Below are 17,369 nucleotides of genomic sequence, written 5' to 3' on the forward strand. Positions count from 1 at the left end.
GGTGTGCCGCTTTGTTTCTGCGGTGTCCGCTTAGCGCGGGGCCGCGTGCATAGGCCACGCAGTGGTGTCGGGCCGCAGCAGGTGCCAGACCACCGGATCGATGCCGTCGAAAGTCGCACGGTAGCGATCGGACAGCCGGTTCTCGTCGGTCACGTCGCGAATCACGATGCCGTCGATGCGCTGCGGATGCGCGCGGAACACCTGCGCATAAATCTCCGGATCGGCCTCGCCCGAATCGCCCACGAGCACGAAGCGGCGCTGCGGAAATTCGGCCAACAGTCGCTCGATCACGCCGAGCTTGTGCGCGCGCGATTCCTCGCCACTGGGGATCAGCGTGCGCCAGGTCGTGCTCTCGCGCAGGTGCATGCTGCCGGCGGGAAAGTCGGCGTCGCGAATGAAGTCGGTGAGCGCGGGGTACAGCTGGATCGGGCTGCCCGAGAGGTAATGAAAGCGCGTGCCGGGCGCCTGCGCCAGCGCGCGGTAGTGCGCCGCCATGCCCGGCGTGGCCTCGAAGCGGCGCGCGAAGGTGTTCAGCAGCATCTCGCGCCGGTCGCGCACCTGCGTGCGCTTGATGGTGTCGTCGATGTCCGAGATGACCGACACGCCCTGCGCCGGCACGATCTGCGCACGGCCGCGAAAGCGCGGCAGCAGCTCGCCCGGGCCGGTCACGCCATGGAAGGGCAGCCACTCCTGCGACGACGGGATGTGCGAGGCCTCGACGACCGCGCGCAGGTTGCTGCGGCCGTCGGCACCCGTGGGCGGCATCGTGAGGCGCGTGGCCGAGCCGTCGAAGACGACGTCGATCACCTTGTCTTCTTCCGACTCGGCATGGAACAGCGCGGTGCGCTGGCTGAAGCGCAGCCGCGCGGCCGGCGAGAGCTTCTTCAGGCTCATGCCGAGGTAGCGCGCGAGCGCGGCGTCCAGGCCCCAGCGGTGTTCGCGCTCGAACACCCAGGCGTGCACATCGACCTCGATTCGGCCGTCGGCGGTGGGGCGCGCGGTGCCGGGCATGAAGAGTGCCTCTTCGTCGGCCTCGAGCGGCCCGGCGGCATGCAGGGCCTGCAGCGGCGCGAGGCCGGCGAGCAGGGCGGCACCGGCCAGCACGGTGCGCCGCGACAGTTGCGGCGAGGTACCGGGCGCGCGGTGCTTGGTCGTCATGCAGTGATGCGTTCGTAGGTCACGAAGCTGAAGGGCAGGCCGTCCTTGGCCGAGACGTGCGACTCACGCTGCGTCTCGTGCCACACGGCGGCATCGAGCACGGGCGCGTGCGCGTCGCCTTCGTAGTCGCGTGCGATCTCGGTGACCACGGCGCGCTGGGCCAGCGGCTCGGCTTCGGCGTAGATCTGTGCGCCGCCGATCACCCAGATGTCGGGCGCGTCCGACGGCGTGCACAGTGACAGCGCATCGGGCAGGCTGCCGACCGCTTGCGCGCCTTCGGCCTGCCAGTCGGTTTGTCGCGTGACCACGATGTTCCGGCGACCCGGCAGCGGGCGAAAGCGCGGTGGCAGGGAGTCCCAGGTCTTGCGACCCATGATCACGGGCGCGCCCGCGGTCTGCTGCTTGAAGTGCGCCATGTCCTCCGGCAGGTGCCAGGGAATGGTGTTGTTCACGCCGATCACGCCATTGGCGGCGCGAGCGAAGATGAGGTTGATGCGGGGCGTGGCGGCGCTCATCGCGTTCACACCGCCACCGGCGCCTTGATCGGATCGCCGTGCTTGTAGTCGAGCACCTCGAAGTCTTCGTACTGGTAGTCGAAGATCGAATCGGGCTTGCGCTTGATGTGCAGCGTGGGGTAGGGGTACGGGTCGCGGCTGAGCTGCAGCTTCACCTGTTCGGCGTGGTTGCTGTAGATGTGGCAGTCGCCGCCGGTCCAGATGAAGTCGCCCACGTCGAGGTCGCACTGCTGCGCGACCATGTGCGTGAGCAGCGCGTAGCTGGCGATGTTGAAGGGCACGCCCAGGAAGATGTCGGCGCTGCGCTGGTAGAGCTGGCAGCTGAGCTTGCCGCGCTCGCCTTCGGCCTGCGGCGGCGCCACGTAGAACTGGAAGAAGGCATGGCAGGGCATGAGCGCCATCTTCGACAGCTCGGCCACGTTCCAGGCGCTCACAATGATGCGGCGCGAGTCGGGGTTGGTCTTCAGGGTTTTGATGACGTCGGAGATCTGGTCGATGTGGCCGCCGTCGGGCGTGGGCCAGCTGCGCCACTGCACGCCGTACACCGGGCCCAGGTCGCCGTCTTCGCGCGCCCATTCGTCCCAGATGCTGACGCCGCGTTCCTTGAGCCAGTTGTTGTTGCTCGAGCCGGTCAGGAACCACAGCAGTTCCTGGATGATGGACTTCAGGTGCACCTTCTTCGTGGTCACCAGCGGAAAGCCCTCGTTCAGGTCGAAGCGCATCTGGTGGCCGAACACGCTCTTGGTGCCCGTGCCAGTGCGGTCGCTCTTGAACACGCCGTGCGTATCGACATGGCGCATGAAGTCTTCGTACTGGGAGCGGATGGGGCGGGTGGACGAGGTCATTTTGGGAATTTTACGGGGCGGCGCTAGGATCGGCCGATGACCGGCCATGACCACTCCCACGACCATTCCCATGACCACAGCGAACTCGGCGAGATGGACCTGCGCGTGCGCGCCCTCGAAAGCGTGCTCACCCAAAAGGGCTACATCGACCCCGCCGCGCTCGACGCGCTGATCGACACCTACCAGACCCGCATCGGCCCGCGCAACGGCGCACGGGTGGTGGCGCGGGCGTGGGTCGACCAGACCTTCCATGAATGGCTGATGGCCGATGCCACCGCGGCGATCGCCTCGCTCGGCTACACGGGCCGCCAGGGCGAGCACATGGTGGCCGTGGCCAACACCGACGACCAGCACCACATGGTCGTCTGCACGCTGTGCAGCTGCTACCCCTGGCCGGTGCTCGGCCTGCCGCCCACCTGGTACAAGAGCGCGCCGTACCGCTCGCGCGCCGTGAAAGACCCGCGCGGCGTGCTGGCCGACTTCGGCACCACCTTGCCCCAGAACACCCGCATCCGCGTCTGGGACTCGACCGCCGAGGTGCGCTACCTCGTGATCCCGCAGCGCCCCGTCGGCACCGAGGGCTGGAGCGAGGAGGAACTCGCAGCGCTGGTCTCGCGCGATTCGATGATCGGTACGCGCGTGGTCGAGGCGCCTTCAGCAAGGAGTGCTGCATGACCTACACGACCCACGCCGACCTCGGCGGGCAACCCGGCTTCGGCCCGGTCACGCCCGAACCCGAAGGCGAGCTGTTCCATGGCGCGTGGGAGCCGCGCGCGCTGGCGCTCACGCTCGCGATGGGCGCGACCGGCTCCTGGAACATCGATGCGAGCCGTGCCGCGCGCGAGACGCTGCCGAACTACCGCGACCTGAGCTACTACCAGATCTGGCTCGGCGCGCTGGAGCAGCTGATGTTGCAGCGCGGCCAGGTCTTCGCGGACGAGATTGCATCCGGCGAGATGCGCCACCCGGCCGCACCGGTCGCCCGCGTGCTGCAGGCCGCGAACGTGCCTGCCGTGCTCGCCAAGGGCTCGGGCACCGAACGCCCCGCATCGGCGCCCGCGCGCTTCGCGGTCGGCCAGGCCGTGCGCATGCACCTCGGCCGCGTCGACCACCACACGCGCCTGCCGGGCTATGTGCAGGGCAAACGCGGCACGATCGAACACATCCACGGCGCGCACGTGTTCGCGGATGCGAATGCGCAGGGCCTGGGCGAGCAGCCGCAATGGCTCTACACCGTGGTCTTCGACGAGGCCGAGCTGTGGGGCGACGACGTGCCGCGCCAGAACCTCGCGGTGTCGGTCGATGCGTGGGAAAGCTACCTGGAGCCCGCGGCATGAAGGCGAACGACATGCCGCCACTCGCACTCGCCCCGGGCATGCCGCGCGACGCCGACGGGCCGGTGTTCAGGGAGCCGTGGGAGGCGCAGGCCTTCGCGATGACGCTGGCGCTGCACGAGCGCGGGCTGTTCAGCTGGGTCGAATGGGCCGAGGCGCTGGCCACCCAGATCACCGCCGCGCAAGCCGCGGGCGATCCGGACACGGGCGACACCTACTACCGCCACTGGCTCGCCGCGCTCGAAGGCCTCGTGGCAAGCAAGGGCGCAAGTTCCGGTGATGAGCTGGCCCGTTACCGCCACGCCTGGGACCACGCGGCGGAGCGCACGCCGCATGGGCAGCCGATCGAGTTGCGCGGTGAAGACTTTTCCGGCTGAGTGTCTTGTCTTGCTCCTTCCCCCGCTGGGGGAAGGTTGGGATGGGGGCTGCCCCCGCATTTGGCGTGGTGCCCCATCGAAGGCCGCGTGCCCCCACCCCGGCCCTCCCCGGGAGGGGAGGGAGAAATGCCCGGGGGCCTCAGACGCGGATCACGCGGCCCGGGTTGAGGATGTTCTTCGGATCAAGCCCGCGCTTGATCGCCCGCATCATTTCCAGCGCCACCGGCGACTTGTGCTTCTCGAGCTTGTCGACCTTGAGCGAACCCACGCCATGCTCGGCCGAGAACGAGCCACCGAACTGTTCGACTGCGTCGTAGACCAGCGTGTTGATGCGCTCTTCCTCGTTCTTCAAAAACGCCTTGGTGTCGATGTTCTCGGGCGCCTGCACGTTGTAGTGCAGGTTGCCGTCGCCCAGGTGGCCGAAGTTCACCAGCCGCACGCCGGCGATCTCGCGTTTCAGCAGCGCGTCGGTGGCTTCCACGAAGGCCGGGATGCGCGACACCGGGATCGAGATGTCGTGCTTGATGTTCAACCCTTCCTCGGCCTGCGCGAGCGGAATGTTCTCGCGGATGTGCCAGAGCTGGTGCGCCTGCGTGAGGTTTTCGGCCACCACCGCGTCGCTCACGCAGCCGTCTTCGAAGGCAGTTTCGAGCAGCGCTTCGAAGCGCGCGCGGGCGTGGTCTTCGGACTCGCTGTCGGAGTTCTCGAGCAGCACGCAGTAGGGCACGGCCTCGTCATGGATGAAGGGCACGCGCAGCTGCGGCATGTGCTTGTCGACCAGGCTCAGCGCAAACTTGCCCATCACCTCGAAGCCGGTCAGGCCCGAGCCCAGGTGCTTGTGCGCCAGGCCCAGCAGCGTGACCGCGTGGTCGAGCGAAGGCACGGCCGTCCAGGCCGTGAGTTGCGCGGCGGGCAGCGGGTACAGCTTCATGGTCGCGGCGGTGATGACGCCCAGCGTGCCTTCGCTTCCCACGATCAGGTCGCGCAGGTCGTAGCCCGTGTTGTCCTTGCGCAGGCCGCTCGTGCCTTCCCAGATCTCGCCCTGCGGCGTGACCACTTCGAGGCCCAGGCACAGGTCGCGCGTGTTGCCGTAGCGCACGACCTGCGTGCCGCCCGCGTTGGTGGCCAGGTTGCCGCCGATGGTGCAACTGCCCTCGGCCGCGAGGCTCAGCGGGAACAGGTAGCCGGCTTTCTCGGCCGTCTCTTGCAGCGTCTGCAGGATGCAGCCGGCCTCGACGGTCATCGTGAGGTTGGCGGCGTCGATGTTGCGGATCGCGTTCAGGCGTTGCAGGCTCAGCACCACCTGCGTGCCGCTGTCGTCGGGAATGGAACCGACCGCCAGGCCGGTGTTGCCACCCTGCGGAATGACGGCCGTGCCGGCCGCGGCGCAGGCCTTGACCACGTCGGCCACCTGCTGCGCATTGGCCGGGCGCACCACGGCGAGCGATTTGCCGCGCGCGCGCTTGCGCCAGTCCTGTTCGTAGGCGGTGAGGTCGCCCTCGTTCAGCACATGCGAGGCGCCGACGATGGCGCGCAGTTGGTCGATGAGAGAGGAAGTGGTCATTGGGCGGAAGCCTCCAGGGGACGGGCAGCGGCAGCAGCGGCCTTGGCGTGACGCAGGCGAAGGCGCACATGCCACGCGCAGGCTGCGAAGAGCACGAGGCACAGCAGCACCTCGATGAGCGCAAGGATTTGCCCCACGCCGTTGGTATCGCTCCAGGCGCGCACCACGCCTTCGGTGAAGTAGAGCCAGATCATCAGGCTGACCCAGCGGTAGGTGTACATGCGGTTCTTGTAGAGCCCTGCGAGCGGAATGACCAGCGGCAGCACCTTGAGCGCAAGCAGCGAGCCGCCCGGGCGCAGCGGCGCCAGCCACAGCTCCCAGGCCAGGCCCAGCACGATCAGGCCGACGAGGCTGCCCACGGCAAACCAACGGGTGGCGCGGACGGAAGAGGGAGGAAGCGGCTGATTGGCATTCATGAGCGGGATACCGCGGAACCGGCTTTGCCGGGCCGCTGGTATCGCCCCCGGTGAGGGGGTTGGCGCAGCGACACGAAGTGCGCGGAGGCTGGGGGAGAGTTCAACTCCTATGATACCGGCCATGAATCGTCGGCAGCTTTGGAGGGATCTTTCGCGCTTTCCTTGGCGCAACACCGCAGCAGTGCTGGGCGAGCGTTTCCGCGAAGACCGCCTCGGCCTCACAGCGAGCAGCCTGACCTTCACCACCACCATCGCCATGGTGCCGTTCTTCACCGTGGCGCTCGCGCTGTTCACCGTGTTCCCGATGTTCGCCACCATGCAGGGCCGCCTGCAGCGCTGGCTGATCGAGAGCCTGATTCCCGACAACATCGCGCGCCAGGTGCTGGGCTACCTGAACCAGTTCGCGAGCAAGGCCGGCGGCCTGGGCATCGCGGGCCTGGTGGTGCTGCTGATCACTGCCATTGCGCTGATCCTCACCGTCGACAAGACGCTCAACAACATCTGGCGCGTGCGCACGCCGCGGCCGTTGGCGCAGCGGGTGCTGATCTACTGGGCCACCATCACGCTGGGGCCGCTGATCCTTGCGGTGAGCCTGTCGACCACCTCGTATGTGTTCACCGCCTCGCGCGGCGTGGTGGGCGTGAGCATCGTGAAGCTGGTCTTCGACACCTTCGAATTCGTGCTGCTCGCGGCCGGCATGGCCGCGCTGTACCACTACGTGCCGAACACCACGGTGCGCTGGTCGCACGCCTGGGCCGGCGGCCTCTTCGTGGCGGCCGCCATCGAGATCGCCAAGCGCGTGCTCGGCTACTACCTGAGCCTGGTGCCGACCTACTCGGTGCTGTACGGCGCCTTTGCCACCTTTCCGATCCTGCTGGTGTGGATCTACGTGGCGTGGGTGATCGTGCTGCTGGGCGCCGTCATCGCGGCCTACCTGCCGAGCCTGCTGGTGGGCGTGGCGCGCCGGGGCGGTGCGGCGGGCTGGCCGATGCAGCTCGCGATGGAAGTGCTGCAGCATCTGGCGCGCGCGCAGGCCACGCCGGCCAAGGGCATGGGTGCGAGCGAGCTGCTGACGCGCATGCGGGTCGACGGGCTGCAGCTGGTGCCGGTGATCGACACGCTGGTGCGGCTCGACTGGATCGCGCCGCTGGCCGAGGAGCCCGCCAACCAGGACCCGCGCTACGTGCTGCTGGCCGACCCGTCGACGCCCATCGAGCCGCTGCTGCGCGAGCTGCTGATGCCGCGCGCCGAACCGTTGGAAGACCTGTGGCAGAAGGGCCCGCTGCACACGCTGCGGCTGGGCGACGTGCTATTGATCTAGGAGCATTCTGGCGTTCGGGCCGTCAGATCTTGACCCGGCCCGCCCAGATGTCGCGGTACATCGTCCAGTCACCCATGAAGGAATACAGCGGGCGCTTGAACGAGGCCGGCTTGTTCTTCTCGAAGCCGAAATGCCCGACCCAGGCGAAGCCGTAGCCCGCCACCAGCCCGGCCAGCAGCCACCATGGGTTCATCGTGACCACCAGGGCCACGAGGCAGAGCAGCGAAATCGTCGAGCCCGCGAAATGCAGCCGCCGGCAGGTGACGTTGGCGTGCTCGGTCAGATAGAAGGGATAGAACTGCGCAAAGCTCGTGAAGCGGCGCGGATCGACCGGAGCCGGGGTGGCCGACGCGGCAGGGGTGGAGGTGTTCATCGTGGGTCTCCTGCGCCCCGCAGGGGCTTTGTTGATAATAGCCACGAGCCTGCGGACGCACCACCCGGGTTCGCCATCCCACCTTCACCGTATCCACTTTGAGCGCTGTTCCCGCCGTCCCCGCCGCTTCTTCTGCCGATGCCAACGCGCCGTGGGTCGTCTGCCTGTGCGCCGAATGGTGCGGCACCTGCCGCGACTACCGGCCGCTGCTGGTCGGGCTGGCAAAGGCGCACCCGCAGTTCCGCTTCGCCTGGGTCGACATCGAAGACCACGCCGAGATCGCCGACGCCTTCGACGTCGAGACCTTTCCGACCTTGCTGGTGGCGGGCGCCGACGGCACGCGCTTTCTGGGTCCGCTGCTGCCGCACATCGAGACGCTGTCGCGCCTGCTCGGCGCGCTGCAGCCGCCGCAACCTTCCAGCCTCGACGTCGACCTGCTGCTGGCCGTGCTCGAGAAAAAGCCCGCGGTCTTCGCGGTCTGACTGACCCCTTCGGAGCCTCCCTCCCATGAACATCCTGATCTTTGGCGCCACCGGCATGGTGGGGCAGGGCGTGCTGCGCGAGTGCCTGCTGGCGCCCGATGTGGAACGTGTGGTGGCCGTGGGGCGCAGCGCCACCGGGCAGCAGCATCCCAAGCTGCAGGACCTGGTGCACAAAGACATGTACGACTACCGCGCCATCGAGTCGCAGCTGACGGGCTTCGATGCCTGCTTCTTCTGCCTGGGCGTGTCGTCGGTCGGCATGAAGGAGCCCGAGTACAAGCACATCACCTACGACCTGACGATCGCGGCGGCCACCGTGCTGGCGCGGCTCAATCCGGGCATGACCTTCACCTACGTGACGGGCGCGGGCACCGACAGCAGCGAGCGCGGTGAACGCATGTGGGCGCGTGTGAAGGGCGCGACCGAGAACGCGCTGATGCGCCTGCCGTTCCGCGCGTCCTACATGTTCCGGCCCGGCATGATCCAGCCGCTGCACGGCGTGCGCTCGAAGACGCCGCTGTACGACGCCGCGATCGTCGTGCTCAAGCCCGTGCTCGGGCTGGCCCACCGCTGGTGGCCCGACCGCGTGACCACCACCGAGAAGGTGGGCCGCGCGATGCTCACGGTGGCGCGCCAGGGCGCGCGCAAGGTGCTGCTCGACCCGGCGGACATCAACGCGCTGGGCAGTTAAGCCGCCCAGCGCTCTTCGCAGTTCTTCAGCCCGCGACGAAGTCGCGCAGCGCGAACAGCACCTCGTCCGGCGCCTCGCTCATCAGCGCATGGCCAGCGTGCACCGTCACTACCTTGGCATTGCGCGCCTTGCTCACCAACGCCTTGGTGGCGCGTGGTGGCGTCATCTGGTCGGCGTCGCCGAGCAGGAACAGCACGGGGCACTGCACCTTCTCCATCGCCGCTTCGCCGTTCGCGTAGTCGTTGCAGGCCTTGAAGCCGATGTGGAACACATTGGCCTCGCGGTTGCTCGCGAGCACGCGGCGCATGAGCGCGCGCGAGCTGCCGTACAGCCACGTGCCCGGGCCGAGCGACGACGGCGGCGGCGCCAGCAGCGAGTGCGAAAAGGTGTTGACCATCGCGATGGCGCGCTGCGGATCGCTCACCGAGCTTTCGAGCAGCGCGGGCGACACCACCATCGGGTAGGCCGTGCCGACCATCGCAAGCTGCGTGATGCGCTCGGGCGCGCGCGCTGCGGTTTCGAGCGCGATCAGCGAGCCGAAGCTGTGGCCGATGAGTGCGGCCTTCTGCACGCCCGCTGCGTCGAGCAGCGCAATGACGAACTGCGCCGCGTCTTCCACGCTGGCCGGCGGCGCGCCGGCGCTCTTGCAGTGGCCCGGCAGGTCGACCGCCAGCACGTTCCAGCCGTGGTTGGCGAACCAGCGGCTTTGCAGAATCCACACGCTGTGGTCGTTGAGCACGCCGTGGATGAACACCACCGTGGGCTTGGCCGCATCGAAGGGCTTGCCGGCGGTGTAGCAGTAGGTGCTGTGGCCGTTGACGGTGTAGTGCATGTCAGGCACCCGCCTTTTCCGCGGCCTTCAGCGCGCGCTTGAGGTCGTCGATCAGGTCGGCCGGGTCTTCCAGGCCGATCGACAGGCGGATCGTGCCCTGCGAAATGCCCGCGCCCGCCAGTGCCTCGTCGGTCATGCGGAAGTGCGTGGTGCTCGCCGGGTGAATCACCAGGCTGCGGCAGTCGCCCACGTTGGCCAGGTGGCTGAACAGCTTGAGCGCCTCGATGAAGGCCTTGCCCTGCGCGCGGCTGCCCTTGATGTCGAAGCTGAACACCGCGCCGGCGCCGCGCGCGCCGTGGCGCAGCAGCTTCTGCGCGAGCGCATGGCTCGGGTGCGACTCGATCAGCGGGTGGCCCACGCGCGACACGAACGGGTGCGTGGACAGGAACTCGACCACCTTCTGCGTGTTGTCGATGTGGCGCTCCATGCGCAGCGGCAGCGTCTCGATGCCCTGCAATATCAGCCACGCCGTGTGCGGGCTCATCGAGGCGCCGAAGTCGCGCAGGCCTTCGCGGCGCGCGCGCAGCAGGAAGGCGCCGACGGTGCTTTCCTCACTGAACACCATGTTGTGGAAGCCGTCGTAGGCCTGCGTGAGCTCGGCGAACTTGCCCGACTTTTCCCAATCGAAGCTGCCGCCGTCGACCACCACACCACCAATGACGGTGCCGTGGCCCGACAGGAACTTGGTGGCCGAGTGGTAGACCAAGTCGGCGCCCCAGTCGAAGGGCTTGATGAGGTAGGGCGAGGTGAGCGTGGAGTCGACCAGCAGCGGCACGCCGGCTTCGTGGGCGATGTCGCTCACGGCGGGAATGTCGAGCACATCGAGGCCCGGATTGCCCACGGTTTCCCCGAAGAAGAGCTTGGTCTCGGGCCGCACCGCGGCGCGCCAGCCGTCGAGGTCGCCGGGCTTCACGAAGGTGGTGTCGATGCCGAAGCGGCGCATCGTGTAATGCAGCAGGTTCTGCGAGCCACCGTACAGCGCCGTGCTCGCGACGATGTGCGAGCCCGCGCCCATCAGCGTGGCCACCGACAGGTGCAACGCCGCCTGGCCGCTGGCCGTGGCAATGGCGCCGATGCCGCCTTCGAGCGCCGACACGCGCTGCTCCAGCACCGCGTTGGTCGGGTTGCTGATGCGCGAATACACGTGGCCCGCGCGCTCCAGGTTGAAGAGCGCGGCGGCGTGGTCGCTGGATTCGAAGACGAAGGAGGTCGTCAGGTGGATGGGAACGGCCCGCGCACCGGTGGTGGGGTCGGGGGCGGCGCCGGCGTGCAGCGCGAGGGTGTCGAAACCGGGGTCGGAATAACCGGGCATGAAGGCCTTTCTGTTGTCTCTTCGCAATGCCCCGTGACGCGTGCAATGCATGCACAGGCGACAGGGGCGTTCGGGTCGGCGTCGATTGTGGGCTATATTCAAATTGGCACGACGCCGAGAACGACGAATCCCCGAGAGGAGCACCACCATGAAAGTCAGCGACATTCTTCGCGTCAAGGGCAACACGCTCTTCACCATCACGCCCGACGACCCGCTGGCGGAAGCCGCCCAGACCATGGCGGACAAGGACATCGGTTCGCTGGTGGTCATGGAGCACGGCGACCTGGTCGGCATGCTCACGTTCCGTGAAGTGATCATGGCCGTCGTCAAAAACGGCGGCCAGGTCGGGACCACGCTGGTGCGCAAGGCCATGGACGACGCGCCGGTCACCTGCACCCTCGAAACCGACCTCGACGAAATCCGCCGCATCATGCTGGAACGCCACGCGCGCTACATGCCCGTGATGGACAAGCGCATGCTCATGGGCGTGATCAGCTTCTACGACGTGGCCAAGGCCGTGGTCGACGCGCAGAACTTCGAGAACAAGATGCTCAAGGCGTACATCCGCGACTGGCCGGAAGACGAGAGCAACGAGAAGGCGGGCTGAGCCTTTCAGCCAGCCACCGGCCGACTGACCGCTACTCTCGGATGTTGGCGGTCTGCACGATCTTTTGATTGCGTGCGTACTCGGCATGCACAAATTTCCCGAACGCCTCCGGCGTTCCGCTGCCCGGCAATGCGCCTTGCTCCGCCAGCTTGGCGCGCACGCCTTCCTCCTGCAGCACCGCATTCAGTTCCTGGTTGAGCCGCGCCACCACGGCCGGCGGCGTTTTCGCGGGCGCGAAGATGCCGGTCCAGCTCACCATGTCGTAGCCCTTCAGGCCGGGCATCTCGTTGAAGGTGGGCACCTGCGACAGCGCCGGCAGACGCTGGCTGCCGGTGATGCCCAAAGCCTTCAGTCGCTTGCCGTTCACATGCGGAATGGCGCTGGTGCTCACCAGCATCGCAAGGTCGACCTGGTCGCCGATCACGTCGGTGGCGATCTGCGCACCGCCGCGGTAGGGCACGTGCGTCACGAAGATGCCGCTGCGCTCCTTGAGCAGTTCCATCGCCAGTTGCAGCACGGTGCCCACGCCCGAGGTGGCGTAGTTGTAGTGGCCGGGCTGGGCCTTCGCGAGCTTCACGAAGTCGGCGTAGCTGCGCACGTCGAGGCCGGGGCGCGCCACCAGCACCATCGGCGCGGTGTTGAGCAGGCCGACGGGCGCCAGGTCTTTGAGCGGATCGAAGCGGAAGGCCGAGGGGTTGACCAGCCGGCCGATGGCGATGGCGCTGTCGGGGCCGACCACCAGCGTGTAGCCGTCGGGCGCCGCGCTCACGGCCTTGGCCACGCCGATGGCGCCACCCGCGCCGCTCACGTTGTCGATCACGACCGACTGCTTGAGCCGCTCGCCCAGGCGCTGCGCGATGAGACGGGCGTTGACGTCCACGCTGCCGCCGGCGGTGAAGGGCACGATCAGCGTGACGGGCTTGGCGGCGGGCCAGGCCGGCTGGGCGAAGGCACCCGTGGGCAGGGCGGTACAGAGTGCAGCGGCAAGGATCAGGCGGCGGTTCGTGGTCATGGCGGGGTTCATCCGGGGAAGGGTGTGGCGGAAGGCGTGGGTTCGGAGGGCAGGCGGGCGCGCAGCGCGTCGAAGGCGGTGCTCCATTCGGTGCGCCACTGGCGGCGCTGCGTGTCGTCGATCCACGCGCCGTCCAGGCCGTTGTGCATGAAGCCGCGCAGGTCGTCCAGGCCGAAACCGAAGTCGCGCACCATCATCAGCCAGGCGCCCGTGGGCGTGACCTGGTGCAGCGTCGGGTCGTCGGTGTTCGGGTGGATGCGCAGGCCCAGGCCGGGCATGCGGCGGATGGGGTGGTCAATGGCCCAACGTTCGGGCGGCAGCGTGCGCAGGTAGTAGGAGTTGGTCGGCACGACCGTGAAGATCACCCCGCGGTCTGCACATTCACGCGCAAAGTCGGGCTGGTCGACCACCGTGTAGCCGTGGTCGATGCGGTCGACCTGCAGCAGCTCGAGCGCGGTGCGCACATGGGTCCAGGGCATGCCGAACTCGCCGGCGTGCGCGGTGGTCTTCAGGCCGGCTTTTTTCGCATCGGCATACGCCCGCGCGAACAGCTCGGGCGGCCGGTCGTTTTCGCGGTAGTCGATGCCGATGCCGATCACTTCGTCGCAGCGGTGGGCCTTGACCCACTCGACCATCTCCACGGCCGCCTCGGCGCTGGCCTCGCGGTCGATGGCGGCGATGAGCCGTCCGGTGATGCCGAACTCTTGCTGTGCATCCTGGATCGCGCGGACGATGGCGCCCTGCGCGAGCGGGTACGCAATGCCCGAGCCGTGCACCGTGCCGGTCGGGTTCCAGAAGAACTCCGCGTAGCGCACCTGGTGCGAGGCTGCGTCCTGCAGGTATTCGAGGGTGAGCTGGTACAGGTCGCCGGCGCTGCGCACCAGCTGGGCGTCGAGCGCGCGCAGCACGCGCAGCACGCCCACGGGCTTTTCGCCGCGCGTGTAGAAGCCGTCGATTTCCGCGTCGGCCAGCGGTGCGCCGGCGCGCTGGTTGAGCTGGCGGAAGGTGGCGTGGCGCACGGTGCCGAAGAGGTGGCAGTGCAGCTCCACCTTGGGAATCTCGCGCAGCATCGCTTCGAGCGCGAAAGGAGCTGGCGTGGACGTGGGCGCGGCAAGGGTCATGCGGCGCAGTCTAGGCAGTGCGTACTCATAAGGAAAATTTTGAATTTCTATAATTTGATTCATTGAATCGATAACCAGGACGCCCATGGCCGCCTTGCCCCTGCGTGCACTCACGCTGCGCCAGCTGCAGTGTTTCTCGGTGCTGGTCGAGGAAGGGCACTTCGGCCGCGCCGCGCGCCGGCTCGCCATCACGCAGCCCGCGCTGAGCAACGCGATCAAGCAGATGGAAAAGCTGCTCGGCGCCGAGCTGCTGACCCGCTCCACCCACCGGCTCGAACTCACGCCCGTCGGCGCCGAGGTGCTGGCGCGCACCGACTTTCTTGTCCACACCTTCGAGGTGGCGCTGCGCGACATCGAAAGCACGGTGCAGCGCGGCCGGGCTTATGTGCGCGTGGGCGTGATCCCCTCGGCCAGCGCGCGCGTCGCGGCGGCGGCGGCCGACTTCCTGCAGCAGCGCGGCGAGGTCGAACTGGCCTGGCGCGACGCGCCGTCCACGGTGCTGCTGGCCGAGCTGCGCAGCGGCCAGCTCGACATGGCCGTGGCCGCGATCACCGAGCCGCCGGGCGGGCTGGCATGCATCGACCTGTTCCGCGACCCGCTGGTGCTGGTGGTGCGGCGCGACCACGCGCTGGCGGCGGCCGGCGAAGCGCGCTGGGAGGCCATCGGCAGCGAGCGCCTCGTGCTGTTCGAAAGCGGCAGCATGCCGGCGCTGGGCGATCCGGCGCGCGCGCAGTTTGCGCAGGGCGCGCAGCCGTACCGCGTGAGCTATTCCGAAACGCTCTATGCGCTGGTGCGCAGCGGGCAGGCGCTGGGGCTGATGCCGCAGCTGTACACCTCGTCGCTGCGCGACCCCGAGCTGGCCGTGGTGCCACTGTCGGCGCCGCGCATCGAGCGGCGCGTGGTGCTGGCCTACCTGCCGGGGCCGATGCGCAATGTGGCGGCGCAGGAGCTCATCGGTTTTTTGCGCGAGCGGTTGCCGCAGGCTTAGGCGGGTTCCAACATCGCCATGCGCGTTTCGCTACTGAAACGCTCCAGCGTCCAGCCGTCGCCGAGCATGAACATGCGCGTGTGCAGCTGCGACAGCGTGTCGCCGTCCACCTCGTCGCCGAGATAACTCAGGCGTTTTTCGCGCAGGTCGACAAAGCCCGTCGTGTGGTCGCGCCCCAGGCGCAGCCACAGCGCATGCGCGCCCGGCGACTGGCGCGCGCCGCTCATCAGGCACATGCCGCTGCCGAGCGCCCAGCGGTACACGGCCGTGGCCAGCCCGCGCCGCTGGTAGGCGGGGTCGTACTGCGAATGCGGCGCGCGGAGGTGGCGGTCGGCGCGACGGTCGAGTTCGATGAGGCGGTTGAACACGGTGTAGCCGACCAGCCGCTGGTGGCGCACGTCCTCGATGTACACGTAGGTCTCGCCATCGGCCTCGCGAAAGCGCGCGCGCAGGTCGGGGTCGTCCAGGCGCAGCGCGGGCAGGTCCTGCACGCGGTCGCCCATGGCGCGCATGCGCTCGTACACGGGCGTCAGCGGCTCGCTCGGGCGACCCTTCTTCGGATCGACGTCGATGCGCAGTTCGGCCGGCCGCAGGAAGCGGCGGCGCAGCGCGTCGAACGACAGCCACGCGGGCCAGGGCGGCAGGGCAGGCGAAGGCGAAAACGGGACGGAAGGGGAGCAGGCAAGAGCCACCACGGGGAAATCCTCACAACGAACACGACGACGAAGCGGACGAGGCTCTTCCGCGCGGCACAGGGCCGAAGGCGGAAAGAAGGTCGGACGCTGGGGAAGTGGTGCGTTGCCCGGGCCGATCGATCAAGCGATCGGGGCCAGGGCGCGCGACCGCGCGGGGCAGGTGCCCGACGGTCGATGTGCGCTGAAGAAAAAAGGAGGCTGACCGCCGGGCTCAGGGATGTGCGAGGGTCTGCTGCGACCTCGCCGTCATTGCAGCGGGCGCGCGCACGCGCGCATCGCCCGGGGCCGCGCAGGCCGCCGTGCGATCGAAACCGGCAATGAAAACCATGACGTTCATAGGGTCGATTGTAGGAGGCCGGGGGCGTTCGGGCAACCAAAGCCCCCGCGGTCTCTGCCAGATTGGGTTGCGCGGCTGCCGCGTAGTGCTCAGTGAAGCTCGTCAGCCGCGTGGATCGTCTCGCGCACGCGCGGGTAGATCTGCGTGTTCCATTTGCTGCCGCTGAACACGCCGTAGTGCCCGACGCCGGCCTGCAGGTGGTGCGTCTTGAGGTACGGGCGGATGCCGCTGCACAGGTCTTGCGCGGCCACGGTCTGGCCGACCGCGCAGATGTCGTCGCGCTCGCCTTCCACCGTGAGCAGCGCGGTGCGGCGGATGGCTGCGGGGTTCACGGTGCGGCCGGCCACGGTGAGCACGCCGCGCGGCAGGTCGTAGGTCTGGAACACGCGCTCGACGGTCTCCAGGTAGAACTCGGCCGGCAGGTCGTTCACTGCCAGGTACTCGTCGTAGAAGTCGGCGATGGTGCGGGCCTTGTCGAGCTCGCCTTCGACGAGCAGGCGCTCCATGTCCTCGAACTGCTTCTTGTGGCGCTCGGGGTTCATGCTCATGAAGGCCGTGAGCTGCAGAAAGCCCGGGTACACGCGCCGCATCGCGCCCGCATGCGGCCACGGCACATGGCTGATGAGGTTGCGGCGAAACCACTCGATGGGCTTGCTGGTCGCGAGCACGTTCACGCCGGTTGGGTTGATGCGGCAATCGACCGGGCCCGCCATCAGCGTGAGGCTGCGCGGCGTGGCCGGATGGTCGTCTTCCGCCATGAGCGCGGTCGCGGCCAGTGCGGCCACGCAGGGCTGGCACACGGCGACCATGTGCGCGCCCGGGCCCATGGCTTCGACGAAGCGGACCAGCTGCAGCGTGTAGTCGTCGAGTCCGAAGCCGCCGTGCCACAGCGGCACGTCGCGCGCGTTGTGCCAGTCGGTCAGGTACACGTCGTGGTCGCGCAGCAGGGTGCGCACGGTTTCGCGCAGGAGCGTCGCGAAATGGCCCGACAGTGGTGCGACCAGCAGCACGCGCGGGTGCACCGCTTCGGTGTGCGCCTTGCGAAAGTGCAGCAAGGTGCCGAAAGGCGAGACCAGTGCGACCTCTTCGTGCACGGGCACGTCGGTGCCGTCGACCATGACCGAGTCGATGCCGTAGTCGGGCCGCGTGTGGGTGAGCCGCATGCGCGAGAAGACCTCGCAGCGCGCGGCCATGCGCCGCAGCGCGGTGCGATCCGTGCCGTCCTGCCAGAGTGCGCGGCCCAGGTACTGCGCGGTGAGTCGCCATGGCGAGAGCAGGTCGGCCTGGTTCTGGTAAGCGCGGTACAGCATGCATCGGTTGCAGGCAAGTTGTGGGCCAACACGCACGGCATCTCATGGCACGGCGCTTGCACACACCCCGCATCGTCCA

21 protein-coding genes are annotated in these 17,369 nt (G+C 68.3%); 8 read left to right on the forward strand and 13 right to left on the reverse strand.

The features are described 5' to 3' along the window. Positions 1 to 30: 30 nt before the first annotated feature. The 3 genes from CLU95_RS24870 to CLU95_RS24880 are packed head-to-tail and all read right to left on the reverse strand — an operon-like array spanning position 31 to position 2,518. Positions 31 to 1,158 carry a phosphatidate phosphatase App1 family protein gene (locus CLU95_RS24870; RefSeq protein WP_099796061.1) on the reverse strand — a complete coding sequence of 376 codons (1,128 nt, stop codon included), beginning with the start codon at positions 1,156 to 1,158 and terminating at the stop codon, positions 31 to 33. Then, positions 1,155 to 1,673 carry a dihydrofolate reductase gene (locus CLU95_RS24875; protein ID WP_099796062.1) on the reverse strand — a complete coding sequence of 173 codons (519 nt, stop codon included), beginning with the start codon at positions 1,671 to 1,673 and terminating at the stop codon, positions 1,155 to 1,157. Before CLU95_RS24875 ends, CLU95_RS24870 begins: the two co-directional genes overlap by 4 nt. A gap of 5 nt (positions 1,674 to 1,678) precedes the next feature. Then, positions 1,679 to 2,518 (reverse strand): thymidylate synthase, encoded by an 840-nt coding sequence (locus CLU95_RS24880; RefSeq protein WP_099796063.1) that lies wholly within the window; start codon positions 2,516 to 2,518, stop codon positions 1,679 to 1,681. A 36-nt stretch (positions 2,519 to 2,554) separates the two neighbouring features. Between CLU95_RS24880 and nthA the strand changes: the two genes are divergently transcribed. Genes nthA through CLU95_RS24895 form a run of 3 tightly spaced genes read left to right on the forward strand, consistent with a single transcriptional unit; the run spans position 2,555 to position 4,229 of the window. Continuing rightward, positions 2,555 to 3,193, forward strand: coding sequence for a nitrile hydratase subunit alpha (nthA, locus tag CLU95_RS24885; RefSeq protein WP_099796064.1), 639 nt, complete (start codon positions 2,555 to 2,557; stop codon positions 3,191 to 3,193). Continuing rightward, complete coding sequence (gene nthB / locus CLU95_RS24890; RefSeq protein ID WP_099796065.1) at positions 3,190 to 3,855, forward strand: nitrile hydratase subunit beta; 666 nt, start codon at positions 3,190 to 3,192, stop codon at positions 3,853 to 3,855. The genes nthA and nthB overlap by 4 nt, the downstream gene beginning before the upstream one ends. Next, positions 3,852 to 4,229 carry a nitrile hydratase accessory protein gene (locus CLU95_RS24895; protein WP_099796066.1) on the forward strand — a complete coding sequence of 126 codons (378 nt, stop codon included), beginning with the start codon at positions 3,852 to 3,854 and terminating at the stop codon, positions 4,227 to 4,229. The genes nthB and CLU95_RS24895 overlap by 4 nt, the downstream gene beginning before the upstream one ends. A gap of 139 nt (positions 4,230 to 4,368) precedes the next feature. Here CLU95_RS24895 and CLU95_RS24900 read toward each other — a convergent pair whose 3' ends face one another. Next, complete coding sequence (locus CLU95_RS24900; protein ID WP_099796067.1) at positions 4,369 to 5,793, reverse strand: FAD-binding oxidoreductase; 1,425 nt, start codon at positions 5,791 to 5,793, stop codon at positions 4,369 to 4,371. After that, a complete protein-coding gene (locus tag CLU95_RS24905; RefSeq protein WP_099796068.1) occupies positions 5,790 to 6,209 on the reverse strand; it encodes a DUF2069 domain-containing protein in 420 nt (139 codons plus the stop codon). The genes CLU95_RS24900 and CLU95_RS24905 overlap by 4 nt, the downstream gene beginning before the upstream one ends. 109 nt (positions 6,210 to 6,318) lie before the next feature. Here CLU95_RS24905 and CLU95_RS24915 point away from each other — a divergent pair, with 109 nt between their 5' ends. After that, positions 6,319 to 7,530, forward strand: a complete 1,212-nt coding sequence (locus CLU95_RS24915; protein ID WP_099796069.1) for a YihY family inner membrane protein — start codon at positions 6,319 to 6,321, stop codon at positions 7,528 to 7,530. Positions 7,531 to 7,552: 22 nt separating this feature from the next. On the opposite strand, the gene CLU95_RS24920 is transcribed toward CLU95_RS24915, so the two are convergent. Then, positions 7,553 to 7,903 carry an Mpo1-like protein gene (locus CLU95_RS24920; protein WP_099796070.1) on the reverse strand — a complete coding sequence of 117 codons (351 nt, stop codon included), beginning with the start codon at positions 7,901 to 7,903 and terminating at the stop codon, positions 7,553 to 7,555. A gap of 98 nt (positions 7,904 to 8,001) precedes the next feature. On the opposite strand from CLU95_RS24920, the gene CLU95_RS24925 reads away from it, so the two are divergent. Further along, positions 8,002 to 8,385: a thioredoxin family protein gene (locus CLU95_RS24925; protein ID WP_099796071.1), complete on the forward strand. Its 384-nt coding sequence runs from the start codon at positions 8,002 to 8,004 to the stop codon at positions 8,383 to 8,385. 25 nt (positions 8,386 to 8,410) lie between these two features. Next, positions 8,411 to 9,076, forward strand: coding sequence for an NAD-dependent epimerase/dehydratase family protein (locus tag CLU95_RS24930; protein ID WP_099796072.1), 666 nt, complete (start codon positions 8,411 to 8,413; stop codon positions 9,074 to 9,076). A 25-nt stretch (positions 9,077 to 9,101) separates the two neighbouring features. Here CLU95_RS24930 and CLU95_RS24935 read toward each other — a convergent pair whose 3' ends face one another. Both CLU95_RS24935 and CLU95_RS24940 read right to left on the reverse strand, forming a co-directional pair. Next, positions 9,102 to 9,908 carry an alpha/beta fold hydrolase gene (locus CLU95_RS24935; RefSeq protein ID WP_099796073.1) on the reverse strand — a complete coding sequence of 269 codons (807 nt, stop codon included), beginning with the start codon at positions 9,906 to 9,908 and terminating at the stop codon, positions 9,102 to 9,104. Position 9,909: 1 nt separating this feature from the next. Further along, positions 9,910 to 11,220, reverse strand: a complete 1,311-nt coding sequence (locus CLU95_RS24940) for an O-acetylhomoserine aminocarboxypropyltransferase (protein WP_099796074.1) — start codon at positions 11,218 to 11,220, stop codon at positions 9,910 to 9,912. Positions 11,221 to 11,368: 148 nt separating this feature from the next. On the opposite strand from CLU95_RS24940, the gene CLU95_RS24945 reads away from it, so the two are divergent. Beyond that, positions 11,369 to 11,827 (forward strand): CBS domain-containing protein, encoded by a 459-nt coding sequence (locus CLU95_RS24945; RefSeq protein ID WP_099796075.1) that lies wholly within the window; start codon positions 11,369 to 11,371, stop codon positions 11,825 to 11,827. Positions 11,828 to 11,858: 31 nt separating this feature from the next. Here CLU95_RS24945 and CLU95_RS24950 read toward each other — a convergent pair whose 3' ends face one another. After that, positions 11,859 to 12,839 (reverse strand): Bug family tripartite tricarboxylate transporter substrate binding protein, encoded by a 981-nt coding sequence (locus CLU95_RS24950; protein WP_099796076.1) that lies wholly within the window; start codon positions 12,837 to 12,839, stop codon positions 11,859 to 11,861. A gap of 8 nt (positions 12,840 to 12,847) precedes the next feature. Continuing rightward, positions 12,848 to 13,960 carry an adenosine deaminase family protein gene (locus CLU95_RS24955; protein ID WP_257214724.1) on the reverse strand — a complete coding sequence of 371 codons (1,113 nt, stop codon included), beginning with the start codon at positions 13,958 to 13,960 and terminating at the stop codon, positions 12,848 to 12,850. A gap of 85 nt (positions 13,961 to 14,045) precedes the next feature. On the opposite strand from CLU95_RS24955, the gene CLU95_RS24960 reads away from it, so the two are divergent. Beyond that, a complete protein-coding gene (locus CLU95_RS24960) occupies positions 14,046 to 14,948 on the forward strand; it encodes a LysR family transcriptional regulator (RefSeq protein WP_099796078.1) in 903 nt (300 codons plus the stop codon). Here CLU95_RS24960 and CLU95_RS24965 read toward each other — a convergent pair. The 3 genes from CLU95_RS24965 to CLU95_RS24970 form a co-directional block, all read right to left on the reverse strand. Beyond that, entirely contained in the window at positions 14,945 to 15,643 is a 699-nt protein-coding gene (locus CLU95_RS24965; protein ID WP_257214725.1) for a GNAT family N-acetyltransferase, read from the reverse strand. The two genes, CLU95_RS24960 and CLU95_RS24965, sit on opposite strands and share 4 nt — an antisense overlap. Positions 15,644 to 15,854: 211 nt before the next feature. After that, positions 15,855 to 15,980, reverse strand: coding sequence for a hypothetical protein (locus CLU95_RS31215; protein WP_257214726.1), 126 nt, complete (start codon positions 15,978 to 15,980; stop codon positions 15,855 to 15,857). A gap of 89 nt (positions 15,981 to 16,069) precedes the next feature. Then, a complete protein-coding gene (locus tag CLU95_RS24970) occupies positions 16,070 to 17,290 on the reverse strand; it encodes a polyhydroxyalkanoate depolymerase (RefSeq protein WP_099796079.1) in 1,221 nt (406 codons plus the stop codon). Positions 17,291 to 17,369 lie beyond the last annotated feature (79 nt).

The organism is Variovorax sp. 54, assembly GCF_002754375.1.
In the GTDB taxonomy this organism is placed as follows: Bacteria; Pseudomonadota; Gammaproteobacteria; order Burkholderiales; family Burkholderiaceae_C; genus Variovorax.

Coding starts and splice junctions, on each gene's coding strand:
- CLU95_RS24870 (WP_099796061.1), bottom strand. CDS start 1,158: ATGACGACCAAGCACCGCGCGCCCGGTACCTCGCCGCAACTGTCGCGG.
- CLU95_RS24875 (WP_099796062.1), bottom strand. CDS start 1,673: ATGAGCGCCGCCACGCCCCGCATCAACCTCATCTTCGCTCGCGCCGCC.
- CLU95_RS24880 (WP_099796063.1), bottom strand. CDS start 2,518: ATGACCTCGTCCACCCGCCCCATCCGCTCCCAGTACGAAGACTTCATG.
- nthA (WP_099796064.1), top strand. CDS start 2,555: ATGACCGGCCATGACCACTCCCACGACCATTCCCATGACCACAGCGAA.
- nthB (WP_099796065.1), top strand. CDS start 3,190: ATGACCTACACGACCCACGCCGACCTCGGCGGGCAACCCGGCTTCGGC.
- CLU95_RS24895 (WP_099796066.1), top strand. CDS start 3,852: ATGAAGGCGAACGACATGCCGCCACTCGCACTCGCCCCGGGCATGCCG.
- CLU95_RS24900 (WP_099796067.1), bottom strand. CDS start 5,793: ATGACCACTTCCTCTCTCATCGACCAACTGCGCGCCATCGTCGGCGCC.
- CLU95_RS24905 (WP_099796068.1), bottom strand. CDS start 6,209: ATGAATGCCAATCAGCCGCTTCCTCCCTCTTCCGTCCGCGCCACCCGT.
- CLU95_RS24915 (WP_099796069.1), top strand. CDS start 6,319: ATGATACCGGCCATGAATCGTCGGCAGCTTTGGAGGGATCTTTCGCGC.
- CLU95_RS24920 (WP_099796070.1), bottom strand. CDS start 7,903: ATGAACACCTCCACCCCTGCCGCGTCGGCCACCCCGGCTCCGGTCGAT.
- CLU95_RS24930 (WP_099796072.1), top strand. CDS start 8,411: ATGAACATCCTGATCTTTGGCGCCACCGGCATGGTGGGGCAGGGCGTG.
- CLU95_RS24935 (WP_099796073.1), bottom strand. CDS start 9,908: ATGCACTACACCGTCAACGGCCACAGCACCTACTGCTACACCGCCGGC.
- CLU95_RS24940 (WP_099796074.1), bottom strand. CDS start 11,220: ATGCCCGGTTATTCCGACCCCGGTTTCGACACCCTCGCGCTGCACGCC.
- CLU95_RS24945 (WP_099796075.1), top strand. CDS start 11,369: ATGAAAGTCAGCGACATTCTTCGCGTCAAGGGCAACACGCTCTTCACC.
- CLU95_RS24950 (WP_099796076.1), bottom strand. CDS start 12,839: ATGACCACGAACCGCCGCCTGATCCTTGCCGCTGCACTCTGTACCGCC.
- CLU95_RS24955 (WP_257214724.1), bottom strand. CDS start 13,960: ATGACCCTTGCCGCGCCCACGTCCACGCCAGCTCCTTTCGCGCTCGAA.
- CLU95_RS24960 (WP_099796078.1), top strand. CDS start 14,046: ATGGCCGCCTTGCCCCTGCGTGCACTCACGCTGCGCCAGCTGCAGTGT.
- CLU95_RS31215 (WP_257214726.1), bottom strand. CDS start 15,980: ATGAACGTCATGGTTTTCATTGCCGGTTTCGATCGCACGGCGGCCTGC.
- CLU95_RS24970 (WP_099796079.1), bottom strand. CDS start 17,290: ATGCTGTACCGCGCTTACCAGAACCAGGCCGACCTGCTCTCGCCATGG.